This is a genomic window from uncultured Dysosmobacter sp., from assembly GCF_947631165.1.
Taxonomy (GTDB): domain Bacteria; phylum Bacillota; class Clostridia; order Oscillospirales; family Oscillospiraceae; genus Oscillibacter.
On the sequence record NZ_CANRKH010000015.1, the window covers coordinates 38,394 to 54,082 of the forward strand.

Annotated in this window: 19 protein-coding genes; 13 read left to right on the forward strand and 6 right to left on the reverse strand. The window is 62.6% G+C overall.

Going from position 1 to position 15,689, the window contains the following annotated elements:
* Window positions 1-240: 240 nt before the first annotated feature.
* A complete protein-coding gene (locus Q0Z69_RS09025; protein ID WP_298032341.1) occupies window positions 241-897 on the forward strand; it encodes an HAD hydrolase-like protein in 657 nt (218 codons plus the stop codon).
* Between the two features lie 48 nt (window positions 898-945).
* On the opposite strand, the gene Q0Z69_RS09030 is transcribed toward Q0Z69_RS09025, so the two are convergent.
* From Q0Z69_RS09030 to Q0Z69_RS09040, 3 genes are all read right to left on the reverse strand, one after another.
* Window positions 946-2,247, reverse strand: a complete 1,302-nt coding sequence (locus tag Q0Z69_RS09030) for a trypsin-like peptidase domain-containing protein (protein WP_298032345.1) — start codon at window positions 2,245-2,247, stop codon at window positions 946-948.
* A 491-nt stretch (window positions 2,248-2,738) separates the two neighbouring features.
* Entirely contained in the window at window positions 2,739-3,194 is a 456-nt protein-coding gene (locus Q0Z69_RS09035; protein ID WP_298032348.1) for a DIP1984 family protein, read from the reverse strand.
* Between the two features lie 33 nt (window positions 3,195-3,227).
* Window positions 3,228-3,797 carry a DUF4304 domain-containing protein gene (locus Q0Z69_RS09040; protein ID WP_298032351.1) on the reverse strand — a complete coding sequence of 190 codons (570 nt, stop codon included), beginning with the start codon at window positions 3,795-3,797 and terminating at the stop codon, window positions 3,228-3,230.
* Window positions 3,798-3,913: 116 nt separating this feature from the next.
* Here Q0Z69_RS09040 and Q0Z69_RS09045 point away from each other — a divergent pair, with 116 nt between their 5' ends.
* Together Q0Z69_RS09045 and deoC are read left to right on the forward strand one after the other, a co-directional pair.
* A complete protein-coding gene (locus tag Q0Z69_RS09045) occupies window positions 3,914-4,183 on the forward strand; it encodes a hypothetical protein (RefSeq protein WP_298032354.1) in 270 nt (89 codons plus the stop codon).
* 3 nt (window positions 4,184-4,186) lie between these two features.
* A complete protein-coding gene (deoC, locus tag Q0Z69_RS09050; RefSeq protein WP_298032357.1) occupies window positions 4,187-4,843 on the forward strand; it encodes a deoxyribose-phosphate aldolase in 657 nt (218 codons plus the stop codon).
* Between the two features lie 68 nt (window positions 4,844-4,911).
* On the opposite strand, the gene Q0Z69_RS09055 is transcribed toward deoC, so the two are convergent.
* Window positions 4,912-5,826 carry a nucleoside recognition domain-containing protein gene (locus Q0Z69_RS09055; RefSeq protein WP_298032359.1) on the reverse strand — a complete coding sequence of 305 codons (915 nt, stop codon included), beginning with the start codon at window positions 5,824-5,826 and terminating at the stop codon, window positions 4,912-4,914.
* 89 nt (window positions 5,827-5,915) lie between these two features.
* Between Q0Z69_RS09055 and Q0Z69_RS09060 the strand changes: the two genes are divergently transcribed.
* From Q0Z69_RS09060 to ybeY, 4 genes are read left to right on the forward strand one after another with little or no spacing between them, the layout of a single operon-like run.
* Window positions 5,916-6,212, forward strand: coding sequence for a YabP/YqfC family sporulation protein (locus tag Q0Z69_RS09060; RefSeq protein WP_298032361.1), 297 nt, complete (start codon window positions 5,916-5,918; stop codon window positions 6,210-6,212).
* Window positions 6,206-7,399, forward strand: a complete 1,194-nt coding sequence (locus Q0Z69_RS09065) for a sporulation protein YqfD (RefSeq protein WP_298032364.1) — start codon at window positions 6,206-6,208, stop codon at window positions 7,397-7,399. The genes Q0Z69_RS09060 and Q0Z69_RS09065 overlap by 7 nt, the downstream gene beginning before the upstream one ends.
* Before the next feature lie 27 nt (window positions 7,400-7,426).
* The gene (locus Q0Z69_RS09070) at window positions 7,427-8,401 is read left to right on the forward strand and encodes a PhoH family protein (RefSeq protein WP_298032367.1); all 975 of its coding nucleotides are present in this window, start codon (window positions 7,427-7,429) and stop codon (window positions 8,399-8,401) included.
* The gene (gene ybeY, locus Q0Z69_RS09075; RefSeq protein WP_298032370.1) at window positions 8,401-8,895 is read left to right on the forward strand and encodes an rRNA maturation RNase YbeY; all 495 of its coding nucleotides are present in this window, start codon (window positions 8,401-8,403) and stop codon (window positions 8,893-8,895) included. The genes Q0Z69_RS09070 and ybeY overlap by 1 nt, the downstream gene beginning before the upstream one ends.
* Here ybeY and Q0Z69_RS09080 read toward each other — a convergent pair.
* A complete protein-coding gene (locus Q0Z69_RS09080; RefSeq protein WP_298032373.1) occupies window positions 8,885-9,100 on the reverse strand; it encodes a hypothetical protein in 216 nt (71 codons plus the stop codon). The genes ybeY and Q0Z69_RS09080 overlap by 11 nt on opposite strands.
* A gap of 88 nt (window positions 9,101-9,188) precedes the next feature.
* Between Q0Z69_RS09080 and Q0Z69_RS09085 the strand changes: the two genes are divergently transcribed.
* The 6 genes from Q0Z69_RS09085 (at window position 9,189) to Q0Z69_RS09110 (ending at window position 14,823) form a co-directional block, all read left to right on the forward strand.
* Window positions 9,189-9,395: a helix-turn-helix domain-containing protein gene (locus Q0Z69_RS09085; RefSeq protein WP_298032376.1), complete on the forward strand. Its 207-nt coding sequence runs from the start codon at window positions 9,189-9,191 to the stop codon at window positions 9,393-9,395.
* Between the two features lie 110 nt (window positions 9,396-9,505).
* The gene (locus Q0Z69_RS09090; protein WP_298032378.1) at window positions 9,506-9,874 is read left to right on the forward strand and encodes a hypothetical protein; all 369 of its coding nucleotides are present in this window, start codon (window positions 9,506-9,508) and stop codon (window positions 9,872-9,874) included.
* The gene (locus Q0Z69_RS09095) at window positions 9,852-12,056 is read left to right on the forward strand and encodes an ATP-dependent RecD-like DNA helicase (protein WP_298032380.1); all 2,205 of its coding nucleotides are present in this window, start codon (window positions 9,852-9,854) and stop codon (window positions 12,054-12,056) included. Before Q0Z69_RS09090 ends, Q0Z69_RS09095 begins: the two co-directional genes overlap by 23 nt.
* A 654-nt stretch (window positions 12,057-12,710) precedes the next feature.
* Window positions 12,711-12,956 carry a helix-turn-helix domain-containing protein gene (locus Q0Z69_RS09100; protein WP_298032383.1) on the forward strand — a complete coding sequence of 82 codons (246 nt, stop codon included), beginning with the start codon at window positions 12,711-12,713 and terminating at the stop codon, window positions 12,954-12,956.
* A complete protein-coding gene (locus Q0Z69_RS09105) occupies window positions 12,953-13,612 on the forward strand; it encodes a ComF family protein (RefSeq protein WP_298032386.1) in 660 nt (219 codons plus the stop codon). The genes Q0Z69_RS09100 and Q0Z69_RS09105 overlap by 4 nt, the downstream gene beginning before the upstream one ends.
* A gap of 185 nt (window positions 13,613-13,797) precedes the next feature.
* Window positions 13,798-14,823, forward strand: coding sequence for a rod shape-determining protein (locus Q0Z69_RS09110; RefSeq protein ID WP_298032388.1), 1,026 nt, complete (start codon window positions 13,798-13,800; stop codon window positions 14,821-14,823).
* A gap of 64 nt (window positions 14,824-14,887) precedes the next feature.
* Here Q0Z69_RS09110 and Q0Z69_RS09115 read toward each other — a convergent pair whose 3' ends face one another.
* Complete coding sequence (locus tag Q0Z69_RS09115) at window positions 14,888-15,532, reverse strand: sugar O-acetyltransferase (RefSeq protein ID WP_298032390.1); 645 nt, start codon at window positions 15,530-15,532, stop codon at window positions 14,888-14,890.
* Between the last annotated feature and the right edge of the window lie 157 nt (window positions 15,533-15,689).

The window sequence follows — 15,689 nt, forward strand, 5'->3', positions numbered from 1 at the left end:
CTACCACACCGGGGGGCGGGACTCAATAGCTGTTTTCAACAATTTTCCCGTCCAAAATTGCTGGCCCATGGGTTCCGGCCCCGCAGAGGGACGGCTCTCCGTCCTGCCCCGGCGGATTTTCCGGAGCGTTCCCCGGCGCTTTCTGCCGTTTCGGCGGAGGAATATGGGAAACTGCGGGATTGCCCCTTGCGGACCCATAGAAATCATGATAAAATCTCTCCGGAAAAGGAGAGATGTGTTATGTATCATTACATCTTTTTCGACTTGGACGGGACGCTGACGGATTCCAAAGAGGGCATCCTCAACAGCCTGCGCTACGCGTTTGACAAAATGGGAAGGCCCGCGCCGGCGGAGGCGACGCTGCTGAATTTCATCGGCCCGCCGCTGCAGGATTCCTTTGTCCGGTTCTGCGGCTTTTCTCCGGCGGAGGCGGCGGAGGGCATCCGGCTGTTCCGGGAGCGGTATGTCCCCATCGGCAAATTCGAGAACCAGCCCGCGCCGGGCATGGCGGAGCTGTGCGGCCGCCTGCGGGACCGGGGCTATGTGCTGGCGCTGTCCTCCAGTAAGCCGGAGGAGTTGTGTGTGCCGATCTGTGATAAATTCGGCTTTGCCCCCGCTATGGAGACCATTGTGGGCAGTCCGCCGGTGGCGGACTGGGAGAAGGCGGACGTGATCCGGGAGACGATGCGCCGCCTGGACCTGACGGATGCGGACAAGCCCGCCATCCTGATGGTGGGGGACCGGAAGTTCGATGTGCTGGGGGCCAGGAACTGCGGCATCGACTGCGTGGGCGTGGAGTTCTTCGGCTATGCTGCCCCCGGCGAGCTGGCGGAGGCCGGCGCCGTGGCGGTGGTCCGGACCGCCGGGGAGCTGGAGGAGTTCATCTTGAACCACTGAGGGTATCAAAAAAGAACGTCCCTGGGGGACGTCCTTTTTTTGTGCTTATCATTTCTGGGCACTCTCGTCATTCTTGACAGCTTCCGTCTTTGCTACCTCCGCCAGCGTCTGGCCCTGAATGGTAAGGTCGGCCTCCATCACCGGGTCCACCGGCACTGCCAGATACATATTGTTGCCATAGGTATAGGCGCCGGTGGTGACGGCCACCACCTGGCCGTAGACGTTCAGCAGGGCGCCGCCGCTGCTGCCTTTGGAGATGTCGGCGGTGTTCATGATACAGGGGAGAGCGTAGCTGTCCACCTTCCGGTCCGTGGCGCTGATGATGCCGGAGCTGACCGCCAGACCCAGGCCCAGGGGATTGCCCAGGGTATAGACCGTGTCGCCGCGGCGGGCGTCGGCTACGCCCACCAGGTCCAGGAAGGCAAAGGCGGAGGTGGTCTTGTTGGCGGTGGAGGTCCGGGAGACCCGGAGCACGGCGATGTCGATGTCCGGATCGTAGCAGATGACCCGCTCCACCGGATAGGTCTCGCCGGTGACCAGGGTCACGGTGGCCAGGATGGCGTCCTCAATAGAGTGGTAGTTGGTGACGGCCAGACCGTCGGCGGAGATGAAGAAGCCGCTGGCGTTGGCGGACGGATCTCCCTTGTCGGCCTGCTCCTGTTTTTCATATGTATCCAGGCAGAACACGGCGGCCATGAGGCGGTCCGCCGCCTGCCGGGCCGTCAGCGTCTCGGACAGCAGCCCCAGGGCGTTGGCCGCAGCCCTGACAGAAGCGCTCTGACCGGCCAGATGGGCCGCAATGGAGCCGGTGCCGTCTTTTCGGGGGAAGGTGAGGGCATCCCGGGCGATCTCATAGAGCTGGCCGTGGGTCAGGGGACCGTCGTAGCCTCGGGCCGTCAGGCCCAGGCGCTGGGCAAAGGCCGCGGCGTCAGACACAGTGAAGTCACCGTTCTTGTCACTGTAGCCCAGCATCCGCAGCAGCATGGCGCACCAGGCGTTGGCGGTGACGGCGCCGTTGGGGCTGAACCGGGTCAGGGAAGTGCCGGAGACCCAGCCTTGGTGGGCGGCATAGGTGACGGCGGTGGCGGCCCAGGCGGGAACGTCTGTAAAGCCGGAGATCCACAGGTCCTTGGCGGCGGCTTGCTCCGCACCTGCCAGACGAACCAGCAGCACGGCGGCCTGGGCGCGGGCCGCGGGCTTGTCCAAATCATAATTTCCAGCATCGATCAACCCCAGAGCGGCCAGGGTGTCCGCTGCCCGCAAAGTTTCGCCCTCCAGGGCCGCGGCGGCGGGAACAGCACCCAGCAGCAATGTCAGGGCGCAGAAGAACGCAAAGATTCGCTTTTTCATGAGCATGCCTCCGAAATCTTGAATTGAAATCATTGTCCACTGAGGGTAATGTACTGCGGGTATTGTAGCACCTGAGCGGGAGATTGGCAAGGGCAGCCTTCCGCATGGATGCGGACATAGCCGCAGCGGCAGGGGCGGCGGTAAAAAAAATCGGGCTGTCCGCCGTTGGACAGCCCGATATAGTCAACACACTTGAAAATCAGCAAAAGCAGATTTTCAACCAGCGGTAATAACCGCTGAACGGGCAAAGCACGTGTGTGTCGACTATAGACCGGAAGTGATCGGAGGCTTGAAGAAATTCCCCGTTCCCACCCTCGCGGCCGCAGTCAATGTCTGGTGATAACGATGCTCTGTTACGGTGCCTGTGTACGCGGTCGGAGCATAACGATGCTTGGGGGATCGAACCCCGCGCCTGCTCTTCGGCGCGACCCAATTGCGACTTGCGCTGTCGCCGCGTGACATTCACCCTGCTTCCGCTACCAGCGCGTGCGCTACTCGATCAGGTCAGTGTTCCAGTTGCACGCTTGCAGCTTGTTGTCCAGCAGGCGCAGCTCCTTGGACATTGCGTCGATCTCCGCCTGCCACTTCCCCACGGCGATGGCCGGCTTTATTTTGATCTCTGTGCCTCTCGCCCGGTAGGAGGTCTGGCTGGCGGTATAGGCGATCTCCTTGTAAGCGCTGAGCTTCAGGGAAAGGGCGTCTTTTTCCGCGATCAGCTCCGTCAGCGTCTGCCCGCCGATCTTGGTCTCGCAGTTTGTCAGGTTGATGCGGGAGATCAGGTAAGCCAGCCGCTGGATAGAATCGTCCAATTCCCGCTTCAGCCGTTCGGGTTTCTCCGCGGTCTGTTCGCCCTCCTGCACCAGTACGTTGTTGTTCAGACGGCTTTTCAGCTGCTCGATGTTCCGGTTGATGTCCGCCCGCTCCTGAAGCGCCTCGGCAAGTTTCATGGTATGCTCCTCCGATCTCTTTACAAATTCTGTTCAGCGATTTATTTTTTGCCCGATCTGTTCCTTAAGTTCTTCGAAATATGGCCCGCCCCTGTCTTTTATGATCTCCTGGACCTCACGATAGTAGCCCATGCCGCACAACAGCTTACAAGTATGGTAGTGCAGGACGGGTGCGGCGGAATACTTCTGGGCCTCGCCCGACAAAAGCATCTTTACAAAGCGCTCTTTTGTGCCGATGAGATCAAAAAATGCCAGGGCGGAGCGGACAGCCGCCGCGGCATCCTGCTTGACCGCGGACAGATCGTGAGCATCTATCGTGAAGATATCCCCTTCATGAGCAGCCCTGCGCCTGAGCTGGCAGTGGTACTCTTTGAACGTTTTGTTCTTCAGCGTGGGATCCGCCTCGATATAGACACCGTAATTGATGAAGAAACCGCAGCTTTCAGCTGTGTTCCACCTTGATCTCTGAAAGTTGATGATCTGGCCGAGGCCGTCATCGTGTACAAGCCTGAAATTGCTGCCCTGCTTTTTCCAGCCCCTGGGCTTGAGAAGTTCTCTATGTATTTGGTCCAGCAATTCCTGAAAGGAATCGTTCACGTTCATCGCCCCGGCCTCCTGTGCATCAGCCGCATCACATTAGTTAATGAACTTGAAAAATCGCAGACGATTTTTCAGGGGGGCTGTGCCCGCCATACGCAAAAAGCGTGCGGTTATTGACTATGAAATCCAAATCAAAGCCGCAAACTGCGGCCTGTCACAGCGCCTGTGCTGCGGCACTTGAAAAGTGGCTTTACCACTTTTCAAGTGATTTGATTATACCACAGCAAGCCTGGAGCTTCAAGGTGCGAGCCCTCAAAAGCGGCGGCATGGCTTTGGCAGTGGAAGAACAGGTGGGGGAATGGAAGGAGCATTTGCGGTTTCCGAAGAAGTGTGGTATGCTGAAAACAGATGAAATTGCCCTTGCAAAGTCAAATAAAGGAGCGCGTTGAAATATGGAACTGAAAGAGATCCTGAGCAAGTGCGACCACACCCTGCTGGCCCAAACGGCCACCTGGGCGGAGATCAAGGCCGTCTGCGACGACGGCATCAAGTATGGCTGCGCCAGCGTGTGTATCCCGGCCAGCTTCGTGAAGCAGGCGGCATCATACACGGCGGGGCGGCTGCCTATCTGCACCGTCATCGGCTTCCCCAACGGCTACGACACCACAGCGGCCAAGTGCTTCATGGCTGCCGATGCGGTGGACAACGGCGCCGACGAGGTGGATATGGTCATCAACATCGGCTGGGCCAAGGACGGCCGGTGGGAGGACCTGCTGGCGGAGATCCAGGCGGTGAAGGCTGCCTGCAAGGGGAAGCTGCTGAAGGTCATCATCGAGTGCTGCTTCCTCACCGACGAAGAGAAGATCAAGCTGTGCGGGATCGTCACCGCCTCCGGGGCGGACTTCATCAAGACCTCCACCGGCTTCGGCGGCGGCGGAGCGACCCGGGAGGACGTAGCGCTGTTCGCGAAACATGTGGGGTCCGGCGTGAAGATCAAGGCGGCGGGCGGTATCGCAGATCTGAAGGACGCGGAGGACTTTATCCGTCTGGGCGCGTCCCGCCTCGGCACCAGCCGGGTCGTGAAAGCGGTCAAGGCTATGGAAAAGTAAATACAAATAGTTATAAATGTGTCGAAAAAGCCCCTTCGTTGTCAAAACGAAGAGGCTTTTTCCGCCTTTTAGGCCAGGGCGTACCCGGCCAGCAAAGCTGCCAGCAGAGCGGACAGCAGGCCGTGGAGCAGCTTCCCCAGCACGCAGGGGGTCAGGGGCAGGTCCTCTACCACGGCGGCGGTCTGGCACAGCACCGACAGCCCGCCCCATCCGGCGCAGCCCGCCGCCAGAACAAAGCCCAGGTGGTCCGGCGGCAGCAGCGGCGTCAAGGAGAACAGCTCCACAGCGCCCACCAGGACGGGGCCAAGGCGGGGCCCCAGCTCTTTCAGGGGCGCTGCCAGCACGTAGAAGAACACCACGAACGCACAGACCGACAGCATCCCGGCGGCGCTGTCTCGGACGGCGGAGACAAAGGCGGCGGACAGGGAGGACGGCTGACAAGGAAGAGACCTTGCCGGTCCCTGGTCTCTGGCCGTTCCGCCGGTTCCTCGGCACAGCAGACCGGTCAGCAGGGCGGCGGCCACGTGGATGAGCCAAAGCCAGACCCCTGCCCGGACGCTGCCGAATACCCCAACGCCCAGAACGCTGATGAGAAAAACGGGATTGGAATTGTTGCAGAAGGTCAGCAGGCGGACGGTCTCCCCCCGGGTCAGCAGGTTTTTGCGGTACAGCTCCGCCGCCGTCTGGGCGCCGATAGGGTAGCCCCCCACCAGCCCCAGCAGCAGGGCGCTGCTGCTCAGCCCCGGCAGACGGAAAAGGGAAGTCATCAGGCCGGAGAAGAGGGGGGAGACCCACTGGCTGAAGCCCATGACCACCAGCAGGCGGGACACGATCAAAAAGGGAAATAGGGCGGGGATCACGGACCCGGCGCACAGCGCCAGCGCCTCCGCCGCCGCCTGCCGGACCCGGACGGCATCCGCCAGGAACCAGACGAGAACGCCGCACAGAACCAGGCAGGCGTCGGCCCGCCAGCGGTTTTTCATACACATCACCACAGGACCTTATGCGGCGTCGGCCCATGACATGCAAGTTTTGGGCCGGAGGCTCATACAGTCGGAAGGAGGTGAAGCGTATGGAACGTAATCGACAGCCGCGGGAGGGCGGCATCCTCAGCACCGTGGCGGAGCTGTTCGATCTGCCCGCGGATGTGGTGGCGGGACTGCCCCGTCTGGAGATGGTGGGGAACCGCCAGCTGTATCTGGAGCACCACACCGGCATCCTGGCGTACAGCGAGACCCAGATCGACGCCAACACTGCCGCCGGGGTCCTGCGGGTCCGTGGCCAGCGGTTGACCCTGCTGGCTATGACGGCGGGAGAACTGCGGATCGGCGGGCGCATCGCCGCAGTGGAATGGGCCGGGCCATGCTGAGCGGGGCTGTCAACCGCCTGCGGGGGCAGGTCCACATCCGGGCGGAAAGCCCGTTTCCGGAGCGGGTATTGAATCTGTGCGGTGCTCGGGACCTGGCCTTCTGGGACCTGGAGTGGGAAAGCCCCACCGCCTTTACCTGCCGCCTTAGCCGCCGGGACTGGCGGGTCCTGCAGCAGGCGGCAGAGCCGCTGGACTGCGCCCTGACAGTGGTGCGGCGGGAGGGCGCGCCCTATTTCCTGAGCCGGTTCCGCCACCGGCAGGCACTGGTGACGGGACTGGTCGCCTGCGGCCTGTGTTTGTTTTTGAGCAGCTTTTTCGTGTGGGACTTTCAGGTGGAGGGCAACGAGACCGTCCCCACGGAGAAGATCCTGCGGGCACTGGAGGACTGCGGCGTGGGCCTGGGCAGCTTCGGCCTGTCGCTGGACGGGGAGGACATCCGCAACCATGTGCTGCTGGAGGTCCCGGAACTGAGCTGGATCGCTGTCAACGTCTCCGGCTGCCGGGCCAGCGTACAGGTGCGGGAACGTGTCGAACCGCCGGAGATCGTAGGCCGGCAGCCCCCGGCCAATATTGTGGCCCGGCGGGCGGGATTGGTGCTGCGGGTCCAGGCGCTGGACGGCGTGGCCGCCGTGCTGCCCGGCACCGCCGTGACGGAGGGCCAGCTCCTCATTTCCGGCGTGGAGGACACGGAGACCTTTGGCGCCCGGGTCCTGGCGGGCATGGGGGCTGTCCAGGCCCGGACCTGGTATGCCCTCACCGCCCGGATCCCCCTCACCGGGGCGGAAAAGCGGTATACCGGCAGGGAAAAAACCGGTGTCAGCTTGATTTTTGGAAAACAGCGGGTAAAATTCTTCTCAAACAGTAGCATTGAGACGGCAAAATATGATAAAATGATAAACAGACATTCCCTGACCCTGCTGGGGATCCCGCTGCCGGTGACGGTGGTGACGGAGACATACCGCTTTTACGAGACTGCTCCGGTGGAGCGGACCGCCGCCCAGGCGGAAAAAGCGGCGGAGGCGGTCCTGACGGAGCAGCTCCACGCTATGGTGGACCCCCACGGCACGGTGACGTCGACCCTGTGCGCTTCCAAACGGCGGGGAGACGATCTGATCGTGACCTTGTCGGCGGAGTGTGTGGAACAGATCGGCCGGAGCGTGCCGATCATTACGGAAGAACCGGGCTGAAGCCCGAAGGAATACGGAGTGAAAGATTTGGAACAGAGGATCAGCATCGAGCGGCTGGAACAGGCCGTGAACATTTTTGGCTCCTTTGACGAGAACATCCGGCTGCTGGAGCAGGAGTTTTCCGTCTCTGTGGTGAACCGGGAGGGGGAGCTGCGAGTCGAGGGCGAGCCGGAGGAGGTGCTTCTGGCGGCCAAGGCCATCCAGGCCCTGCTCACGCTCTCCTCCCGGGGAGAGTCCATCGGCGAGCAGAACGTGCGCTACGTCATCGGACTGGTGCGCTCCGGCAAGGAGGACCGGATCACGGAGCTGACCGGCGACGTGCTGTGCATCTCCGCCAAGGGCCGGCCCATCAAGCCCAAGACCATCGGCCAGAAGGAGTATATCCAGTCCGTGCTGAAAAACACGGTGACCATCGGCGTAGGCCCCGCCGGCACCGGCAAGACCTATCTGGCGGTGGCCGCCGCCGTGCAGGCCTTCCGGGACAAGCAGGTGAACCGCATCATCCTCACCCGCCCGGCGGTGGAGGCCGGCGAGCGGCTGGGCTTCCTGCCCGGCGACCTGCAGAGCAAGGTGGACCCCTATCTGCGGCCGCTGTACGACGCCCTGTTCGACATGCTGGGGGCGGAGACCTATCAGAAATATCTGGAGCGGGGCAACATCGAGGTGGCCCCTCTGGCCTATATGCGGGGCCGGACCCTGGACGACAGCTTCATCATCCTGGACGAGGCCCAGAACACCAGCCGGGAGCAGATGAAGATGTTCCTCACCCGGCTGGGCTTTGGCTCCAAGATCGTCATCACCGGCGACGTGACCCAGATCGACCTGCCGGACGGCAAGGCATCCGGATTGAAAGAGGCCATGCGGGTCCTCCGGGATGTGGAGGGCATCGGCATCTGCCAGCTGACCAACGCCGACGTGGTGCGCCATGTCATGGTCCAGCGGATCGTGGCGGCCTATGAGGACTATGAGAACCGCAAAAGCAGCGGAAAGGGGAAGAAGTGATGGCAAAGCGGCATTATATTCCCATCACCGCCGACATGCCGGGGGCGGCCAATGAGCGGAACTGCGCTTTGATCCGAAAGGTCATCCGCACGGCCCTGGCAGCGGAGGGCATGGACCTGCCCTGCGAGGTGGATGTGCTGCTGACCGGCGACGAGAACATCCACCAGATCAACCGGGACATGCGGCAGGTGGACCGTGCCACCGACGTGCTGAGCTTTCCGGAGTTTGACCTGCGGCCCGGTGAGCTGCCGGGGGAGGAGGATGCGGACCCCGGCACCGGCCTGATCCCCCTGGGGGACATGGTGATCTCCATGGAGCGCGTGGCGGCCCAGGCCAAGGAATACGGGCACTCCAACCGCCGGGAGCTGGCGTATCTGGTGACGCATTCTATCCTGCACCTGCTGGGCTACGACCACCTGGACGAGGGGCCGGAGAAGGCCCGTATGCGGGCGCGGGAGGAGGCTGTCCTGGCGTCCCTCAGCATCATCCGTTGAGTCCCGGCAGGCCCCGCCCGGTCCGCAGGCCCAGCAGAAAGGCGTGGATGGCGGTGAATTCCAGCGCTTTTTCATAACACTCCCGGGCGTGAGGGTCCAATACGTTGCGGACCAGGTCCAGCGGGGCCTCGTACTCTTCCTGGGGCGCTGCCGCCAGCTGGGGCTTGATATAGCTGGTATAGAGGAATTTCATGAAGTCGGACATATTGTACCACCTTTCATAAACACGTAATTTTCGTTGTGGCCAATACTATGATAACACAACAAAAATTATGTGTCAAGAGGAGAGAACGATGATTTTTAAAGAGAGAGTCCGGGAATTGCGGAAGGAAAGAGGCGAGACGCAAGTCCAGGTGGCGGAGGCTATTGGAATTGCAGAACAGCACTATCAACGGTTTGAAAGGGGAGCGAATCTCCCCAACATAGAAAACGCCTGGAAGCTGGCGGACCACTTCGGCGTATCCATCGACTATCTGGTGGGACGGACGGAGGAGCGGTAGAGGCGCTGGCGGGGCGAAAAATCCCCCGTCCCCGGCCCGTGACCGGTCTCCGCCGCGGGGATCGGCACTCCGTCCAACCCTCCGGCATACACTGTCCCGAGGTGATGGAAATGCTGCTTTTACAGGACGGCGTCATTGCGTTTCTCTCCGCCGTGGGCCTGACCACGCTGGGCTGGCTTCTGGCGGGAGCGATCCTTCACACGGGCCGTCCCGCTATTCCCGGCCTGCTGCTGGTGCTGCCCCTTCAGGGAGAGGCCCTGGCCATGGAGGCGGACGTGCGGGAGCTGCGGCGGGTCCAGGGGCGATTGCCGGGGGCGAAGATCCTGCTGGCGGACTGCGGACTGACGGAGGACGCCCGGGGCCTGGCCCAGTACCTGGCGGACCGGGAGAAAAACGCGGAGCTGATCGACGCAAAAGAATTTTACTTGGGGCAAAGATCCCTGAAAGAGGAAGTCCATGGAAGAGCTGACCGCCCGTGAGGGCACCGTACATAGCGTCATTTTTCAAAACGCCGAGAACGGCTATACGGTCCTTCGCCTCCTGACGGAGGAGGGAGAGGTCATCACGGTGGTGGGGTGCATCCCCTGCGTGGCGCCGGGGGAGCATTTGACGGTGAGCGGCGTGTGGGAGCAGCACCCCCAGCACGGGGAGCAGCTGCGGGCCGTGGAGCTGGAGCGGACGCTGCCGGAGGACGAGGAGGAGATCTTCGCCTATCTGTCCTCCGGCGTCTGCAAGGGCGTTGGCCCGGCCACCGCCCGGCGCATCGTGGACCGCTTCGGCGTGGAGACCCTGGACATCCTGGAGCGGGAACCGGAGCGGCTGAACCTCATCAAGGGCGTCACGGCGAGAAAGGCCCAGGAGATCGCTGAGAGCTTTCGCCATCACATGGGGCTGCGGCGGCTGATGGCCTTTCTGGCCCAGTACCAGCTCCCCCCGGTGCTGGCCATGCAGCTGCGGCAGCGGTACGGCGACGGGGCGCTGGAGATGGTGCGGGAAAATCCCTATCTGTTGTCCGGCGACGACTGCGGTGTGGAATTCTCCGTCACCGACGGGATCGCCATGCAGATGGGCATCGCCGCGGACAGTGATGAGCGGCTCCAGGCGGCGGTGACCTTTGAGTTGAGCCACAACGAGAACAACGGCCACGTGTTCCTGCCCCGGGGCAAGCTGATAGCCGCCACCTGCCAGCTTTTGGACTGCGGTGCGGAGCTGGTGGAGCGGGCGCTGGACGGTCTCATTGACCGGCGGGCGGTGGTTCAGGAGCAGGTGGCCAACGTGGAGGCCTGCTATCTCCGGCGGCTGTGGGAGGCGGAGGTTTCCGCCTGTGCCCGCCTGAGCGCGCTTTTGGTGGCGGAGGCCGACGAGAGCCGTCAGGCGGAGCGGACCGTGGCGGAGATCGAGGCAGAGCAGGGCATCACCTATGCCGCCCAGCAGCGGCAGGCGGTGGCCCTGGCGGCCCGGACGGGGGTCCTGATCCTCACCGGCGGCCCCGGCACCGGCAAGACCACCACCGTGCGGGGCATCGTGGCCCTGTTCCGGAAGATGGGACTGGACATCCTGCTGGCGGCCCCCACCGGCCGGGCGGCCAAGCGCATGAGCGAGCTGACGGGCATGGAGGCCCAGACCGTCCACCGGCTGCTGGGCATGAGCTGGAATGAGGCGACCCGCCAGGTGACTTTCACCAAATCAGAGCAGGAGCCGCTGGAGGCGGATGCGGTGATCGTGGACGAGATGTCCATGGTGGACCTGACGCTGTTTTCCGCCCTGCTGCGGGCATTGCGCCCAGGGACCCGGCTGGTGCTGGTGGGCGACGCGGACCAGCTCCCCTCTGTGGGAGCCGGGAACGTGTTCTCCGACCTCATCCGCAGCGGAAAAGTGGAGACGGTGTTTCTGCGGGAAGTGTTCCGGCAGGCGGAGCGGTCTGCCATCATCCGCAACGCCCACGCGGTGAACCGGGGCGACGCGCCCCAGCTCAGCAACGACCAGGGGGACTTTTTCTTCCTGTGCCGCCGGGACGGCGAGCGGGTCGTTTCCACCGTGGTGGAGCTGTGCGGAAAGCGGCTGCCGGACAACATGGGCATCCCGGCGGACCAGATCCAGGTGCTGACGCCGACCCGCAAGGGGGCCGCCGGCACCATCTATCTGAATCGTTGCCTCCAGGAGGCGCTGAATCCCCAACAGCCGGACAAGCGGGAGCTGCAATGGGGCGACCGCCTCTTCCGGGAGGGAGACCGCATCATGCAGACCCGGAACGATTACGATGCGGTGTGGTGCCGGGAGGACGGAACGGCCGGCACCGGTATTTTCAACGGCGATGTGGGAAAAATTTTGCAGATCGACCCCTCCGGCGAGTGGCTGGCGGTGGATTTCGACGGGCGGACCGCCACCTACGGCGTGGAGATGCTGAACGAGGTAGATCTGGCCTATGCCATGACCGTCCACAAGGCCCAGGGCAGCGAATACCGCTGCGTGGTGCTGGCGGCGACGCCCGCCGCACCGTCCCTGATGGTGCGGGGCGTGCTCTACACGGCTCTGACCCGGGCGCGGGAGCTGCTGGTGGCGGTGGGCGACGACGCGGTCATCCGGGCCATGGCCGCCAATGACAAACAGCAGCGGCGCTATTCCGGCCTGCGTTGGCGGCTGGCTCACAGCGGGGAATGAGATTTTTTCTCTTTGCCAGAGAGGCGGAGATTGTGCCGCTTTGCGGCACGAGAATGAACCCCCATTTTCTTTTCCTCTTGCGGAAAAGAAAACGGTCGTTCACGGTCAAAAGGAAAGACGCTTTGGCGGCCAGAAATTTTCCCGTAGGGAAAATTTGGCCGAAGTGCGGGGGTCGTGCGAATTGCGTTTGGAAAAACCCTGCCGGGCATTATCCGGCTGCGCTGTGCGCTGGCGTCCATCAGCGTGTTTATGCCGCAGATTGATACATGGGTGCAAACTTTGCTGGAAGTCCCGGACAGGTTTTCCTTCTCTTTTCGCTGCCGCTCCGCCGGCGGCCCCCAGGGAGGGAAGTCCAGAGGGGAGGGGCTCCTCCTCTCTGTGTCGGTTCAAGGGGTGGTGCGGAGGGGGAAATCGAAATCCCCCTCCGTAGTCTCTCTTTGACCGGGCGCGGCCGTTTCTATCTGTTAGAGAGAAATGGGGGCGTATTCCCGTGCCGCAAAGCGGCACATTCCATGCTCCTCTCTCTTTAAAGAGAAACTGAGTTGGAATCCACAGGTGCCTACAAAAGTGGACCAAAACTGGTCCCATTAAAAATCTACGGCTCCATACAATAAGGCAAAACGGACCCAAAACGGTCCTTTTGCGGAGGCTTGTATGGAAGAGCAGAAGATCAAACAGGATATCCACATCGGCGCCAATATCCGGCGGATCCGCAAGAGTCGGAATATCGGCCAGACGGAACTGGTCCGTCTGCTGCAATTGGACGGGGTGGAAATGACCCGGGAGACCCTGGTGAAGATCGAGCGGGGAACACGGCATATACAGGCTACCCAGCTGCGGGGCATCCGTGACGCGCTCCATACCACGTATGATGCGCTCTTGGAGGCGCAGGCGGAATGAGGAAGTGGCTGGCGACCGTTTTAGACCTCCTCTTCCCACCCAAATGCCCCTTCTGCAAAAAGGTCCTGGACCGTCCGGGAATCTGCCCGGCCTGCCGGAAGGCGCTGCCCTGGACGGAGGGGAACGAGACGCTGCGGGAGGGACCCGGCGGCCTGCGGTGCGCCGCGCCGCTGTGGTACGAGGACCTGGCCCGGGACGGCATCCTGCGCTACAAGTTCCAGGGCTCTTCCAGTCTGGCGGAGCCGCTGGGGGAGCTGATCGCCCAGTGCGTGGCAGAGCAGTTTTCCGGGGAGTTCGACACTGTGACCTGGGTCCCCGTCAGTGCCGGACGGCTGCGGAAGCGGGGCTACGACCAGGCGGAGCTGCTGGCCCGCGCCGCCTGCCGGGCGTGGGACACGGAGCCGGTGCGCCTGCTGGAAAAGACGGTCCACAATCCCGCACAGTCCGGCATCCGCGATGCTGCGGCCCGCCGGGCCAATGTTCTGGGGGTCTACGAACCGGTTGAGCTGGAGCGCATCCGGGGAAAGCGTATTTTGCTGATCGACGACATCTGCACCACCGGCGCCACACTGACAGAGTGCGTCCGGGTCCTGCGGGACGCCGGGGCGGAGTCTGTGGCCTGCGCCGCCGCGGCGCTGACCCGGGAGAAAAAATAAACTTTTGTAAACTTTTCGCCCACAGCCGTCTGCGGGCGGCGTATCAGGCCGCATATGGGGGTTAAAGTGCGGAAAATGACAAAGAATAGGGTTGCAATCGGTAAACTCTGCCGGTATAATAACCCTATGTGATTGTTTGCGGAAAAACCGTTCATAATAAACAGAAAGATCAATGAGGTGGAAGTATGTCCATGGCTAAGGATATCGGTATCGATCTGGGTACCGCTTCGGTTTTGGTATATGTGAAGGGCAAGGGCATCGTGCTGAATGAGCCGTCCGTGGTGGCGCTGGATAAGAACACCGGCAAGCTGCTGAAGGTGGGCACCGAGGCCCAGGCCATGCTGGGCCGCACCCCCGGCAACATTGTGGCCATCCGTCCCCTGCGGGAGGGCGTCATCTCCGATTATGACATGACCGAGCGGATGCTGCGGGAATTCATCCACAAGGTGGCCGGGGTCTCTTTCTTCAAGCCCCGGGTCATCATCTGCGTTCCCTCCGGCATCACGGAAGTGGAAGAGCGCGCCGTGATTGACGCGGGCATCCAGGCCGGCGCCCGGAAGGTGTATCTCATCGAGGAGCCGGTGGCCGCCGCCATCGGCGCGGGCATCGACATTGCCAAGCCCGACGGCCACATGGTGGTGGATATCGGCGGCGGCACCGCGGATATCGCCGTCATTTCCCTCTCCGGCGTGGTGGAGAGCGCCTCCATCAAGATTGCCGGCGACCAGCTGAACGAGGCCGTGGTGAAGTATATGCGCCGCACCCACAACCTGCTGGTGGGCGAGCGCACCGCCGAGGAGATGAAAAAGCAGATCGGCTGCGTGTTCCCCAAGGACGAGGAGGAGACCATGGATGTGAAGGGCCGCTGCCTGCTGACCGGCCTGCCCAAGGTGGTCACCGTCAGCTCCACGGAGATGATGGATGCCTTTGAGGAGCCGGTGGAGCGCATCATGGAGGCCATCCACTCCGTGCTGGAGCGGACGCCCCCGGAGCTGGTGGCGGACATCTCCACCAACGGCATCGTCATGACCGGCGGCGGCAGCCTGGTGGCCGGCTTTGACAAGCTGGTTACCGCCCGTACCGGCATCCACACCATGATCGCCGAGGATGCCATCAGCTGCGTGGCCCTGGGTACCGGCAAGAGCCTGGACTCCCTGGGAAATATGCAGGACGGCACCATGAATCTGAGCCGGAGACGGCAGATGAACTGATATGCAGAGAGGCTGAGCTTCCTGAGAGATGAGAAAAGGTCCGGGCCTTTGGCCCGGACCTTTTTCAGTTCTGATCCTGAGAAACTGCGGCACCATATCGGCCGCCGGAGGCCTCGTATTCCCGGCGCTGGCGCTCCCAGACGGCTCGGTCCGCGTCTGTGAGAGTGCGGAGGACCCGGCAGGGGCTTCCAGCGGCAAGAACGCCGGCGGGGATATCCCTGGTGACCACAGAGCCGGCGGCGATGATGGAGCCGCTGCCGATGGTGACGCCGGGGCAGACGACAGCGCGGCCTCCCAGCCAGACATCGCTTTCCAACGTGATGGGACGGCCAAACTCCAGCCCAGAGGCCCGGATCTCCGGGTCCAGAGGGTGGCTGGCGGTGTACAGGCCCGCCTGAGGGGCGATCAGCACCCGGTCACCGATGGTGATAGGGGCCACGTCCAGAAAGACGCAGTCATAGTTGATGAATACGCCGTTGCCCAGAGTGATGTTGGAGCCATAGTCGCAGCGGAAGGACGGCTCGATCCAACTGTCCTTCCCGAGGCGGCCAAGCAGCTCCTGCAGGAGGGCGGTTCGTCCGTTCCAGTCCGCGGGGTCCATTTGGTTATAGCGCCAGGTGAGGCGCTTGGCCTGGTCCCGGGCGGCGGATAGGGCCTCATTTCCGGCGTAGTACAGCTGGCCGGCGTGCATACGGTCTTGTTCAGTCATAAAGGAGCCTCCTCTGTTCACTGCGGGTATCATACAATACTTTTCTAATGGATGCAAGCTCTGCCGGGAGGGGGCACTCTGACAGAGATGGGGGCTTGCATTTTTCTTTGGATTTAAGTATAGTGGATACCAGCCGTGCCGGAAGGCCCGGCTGTGT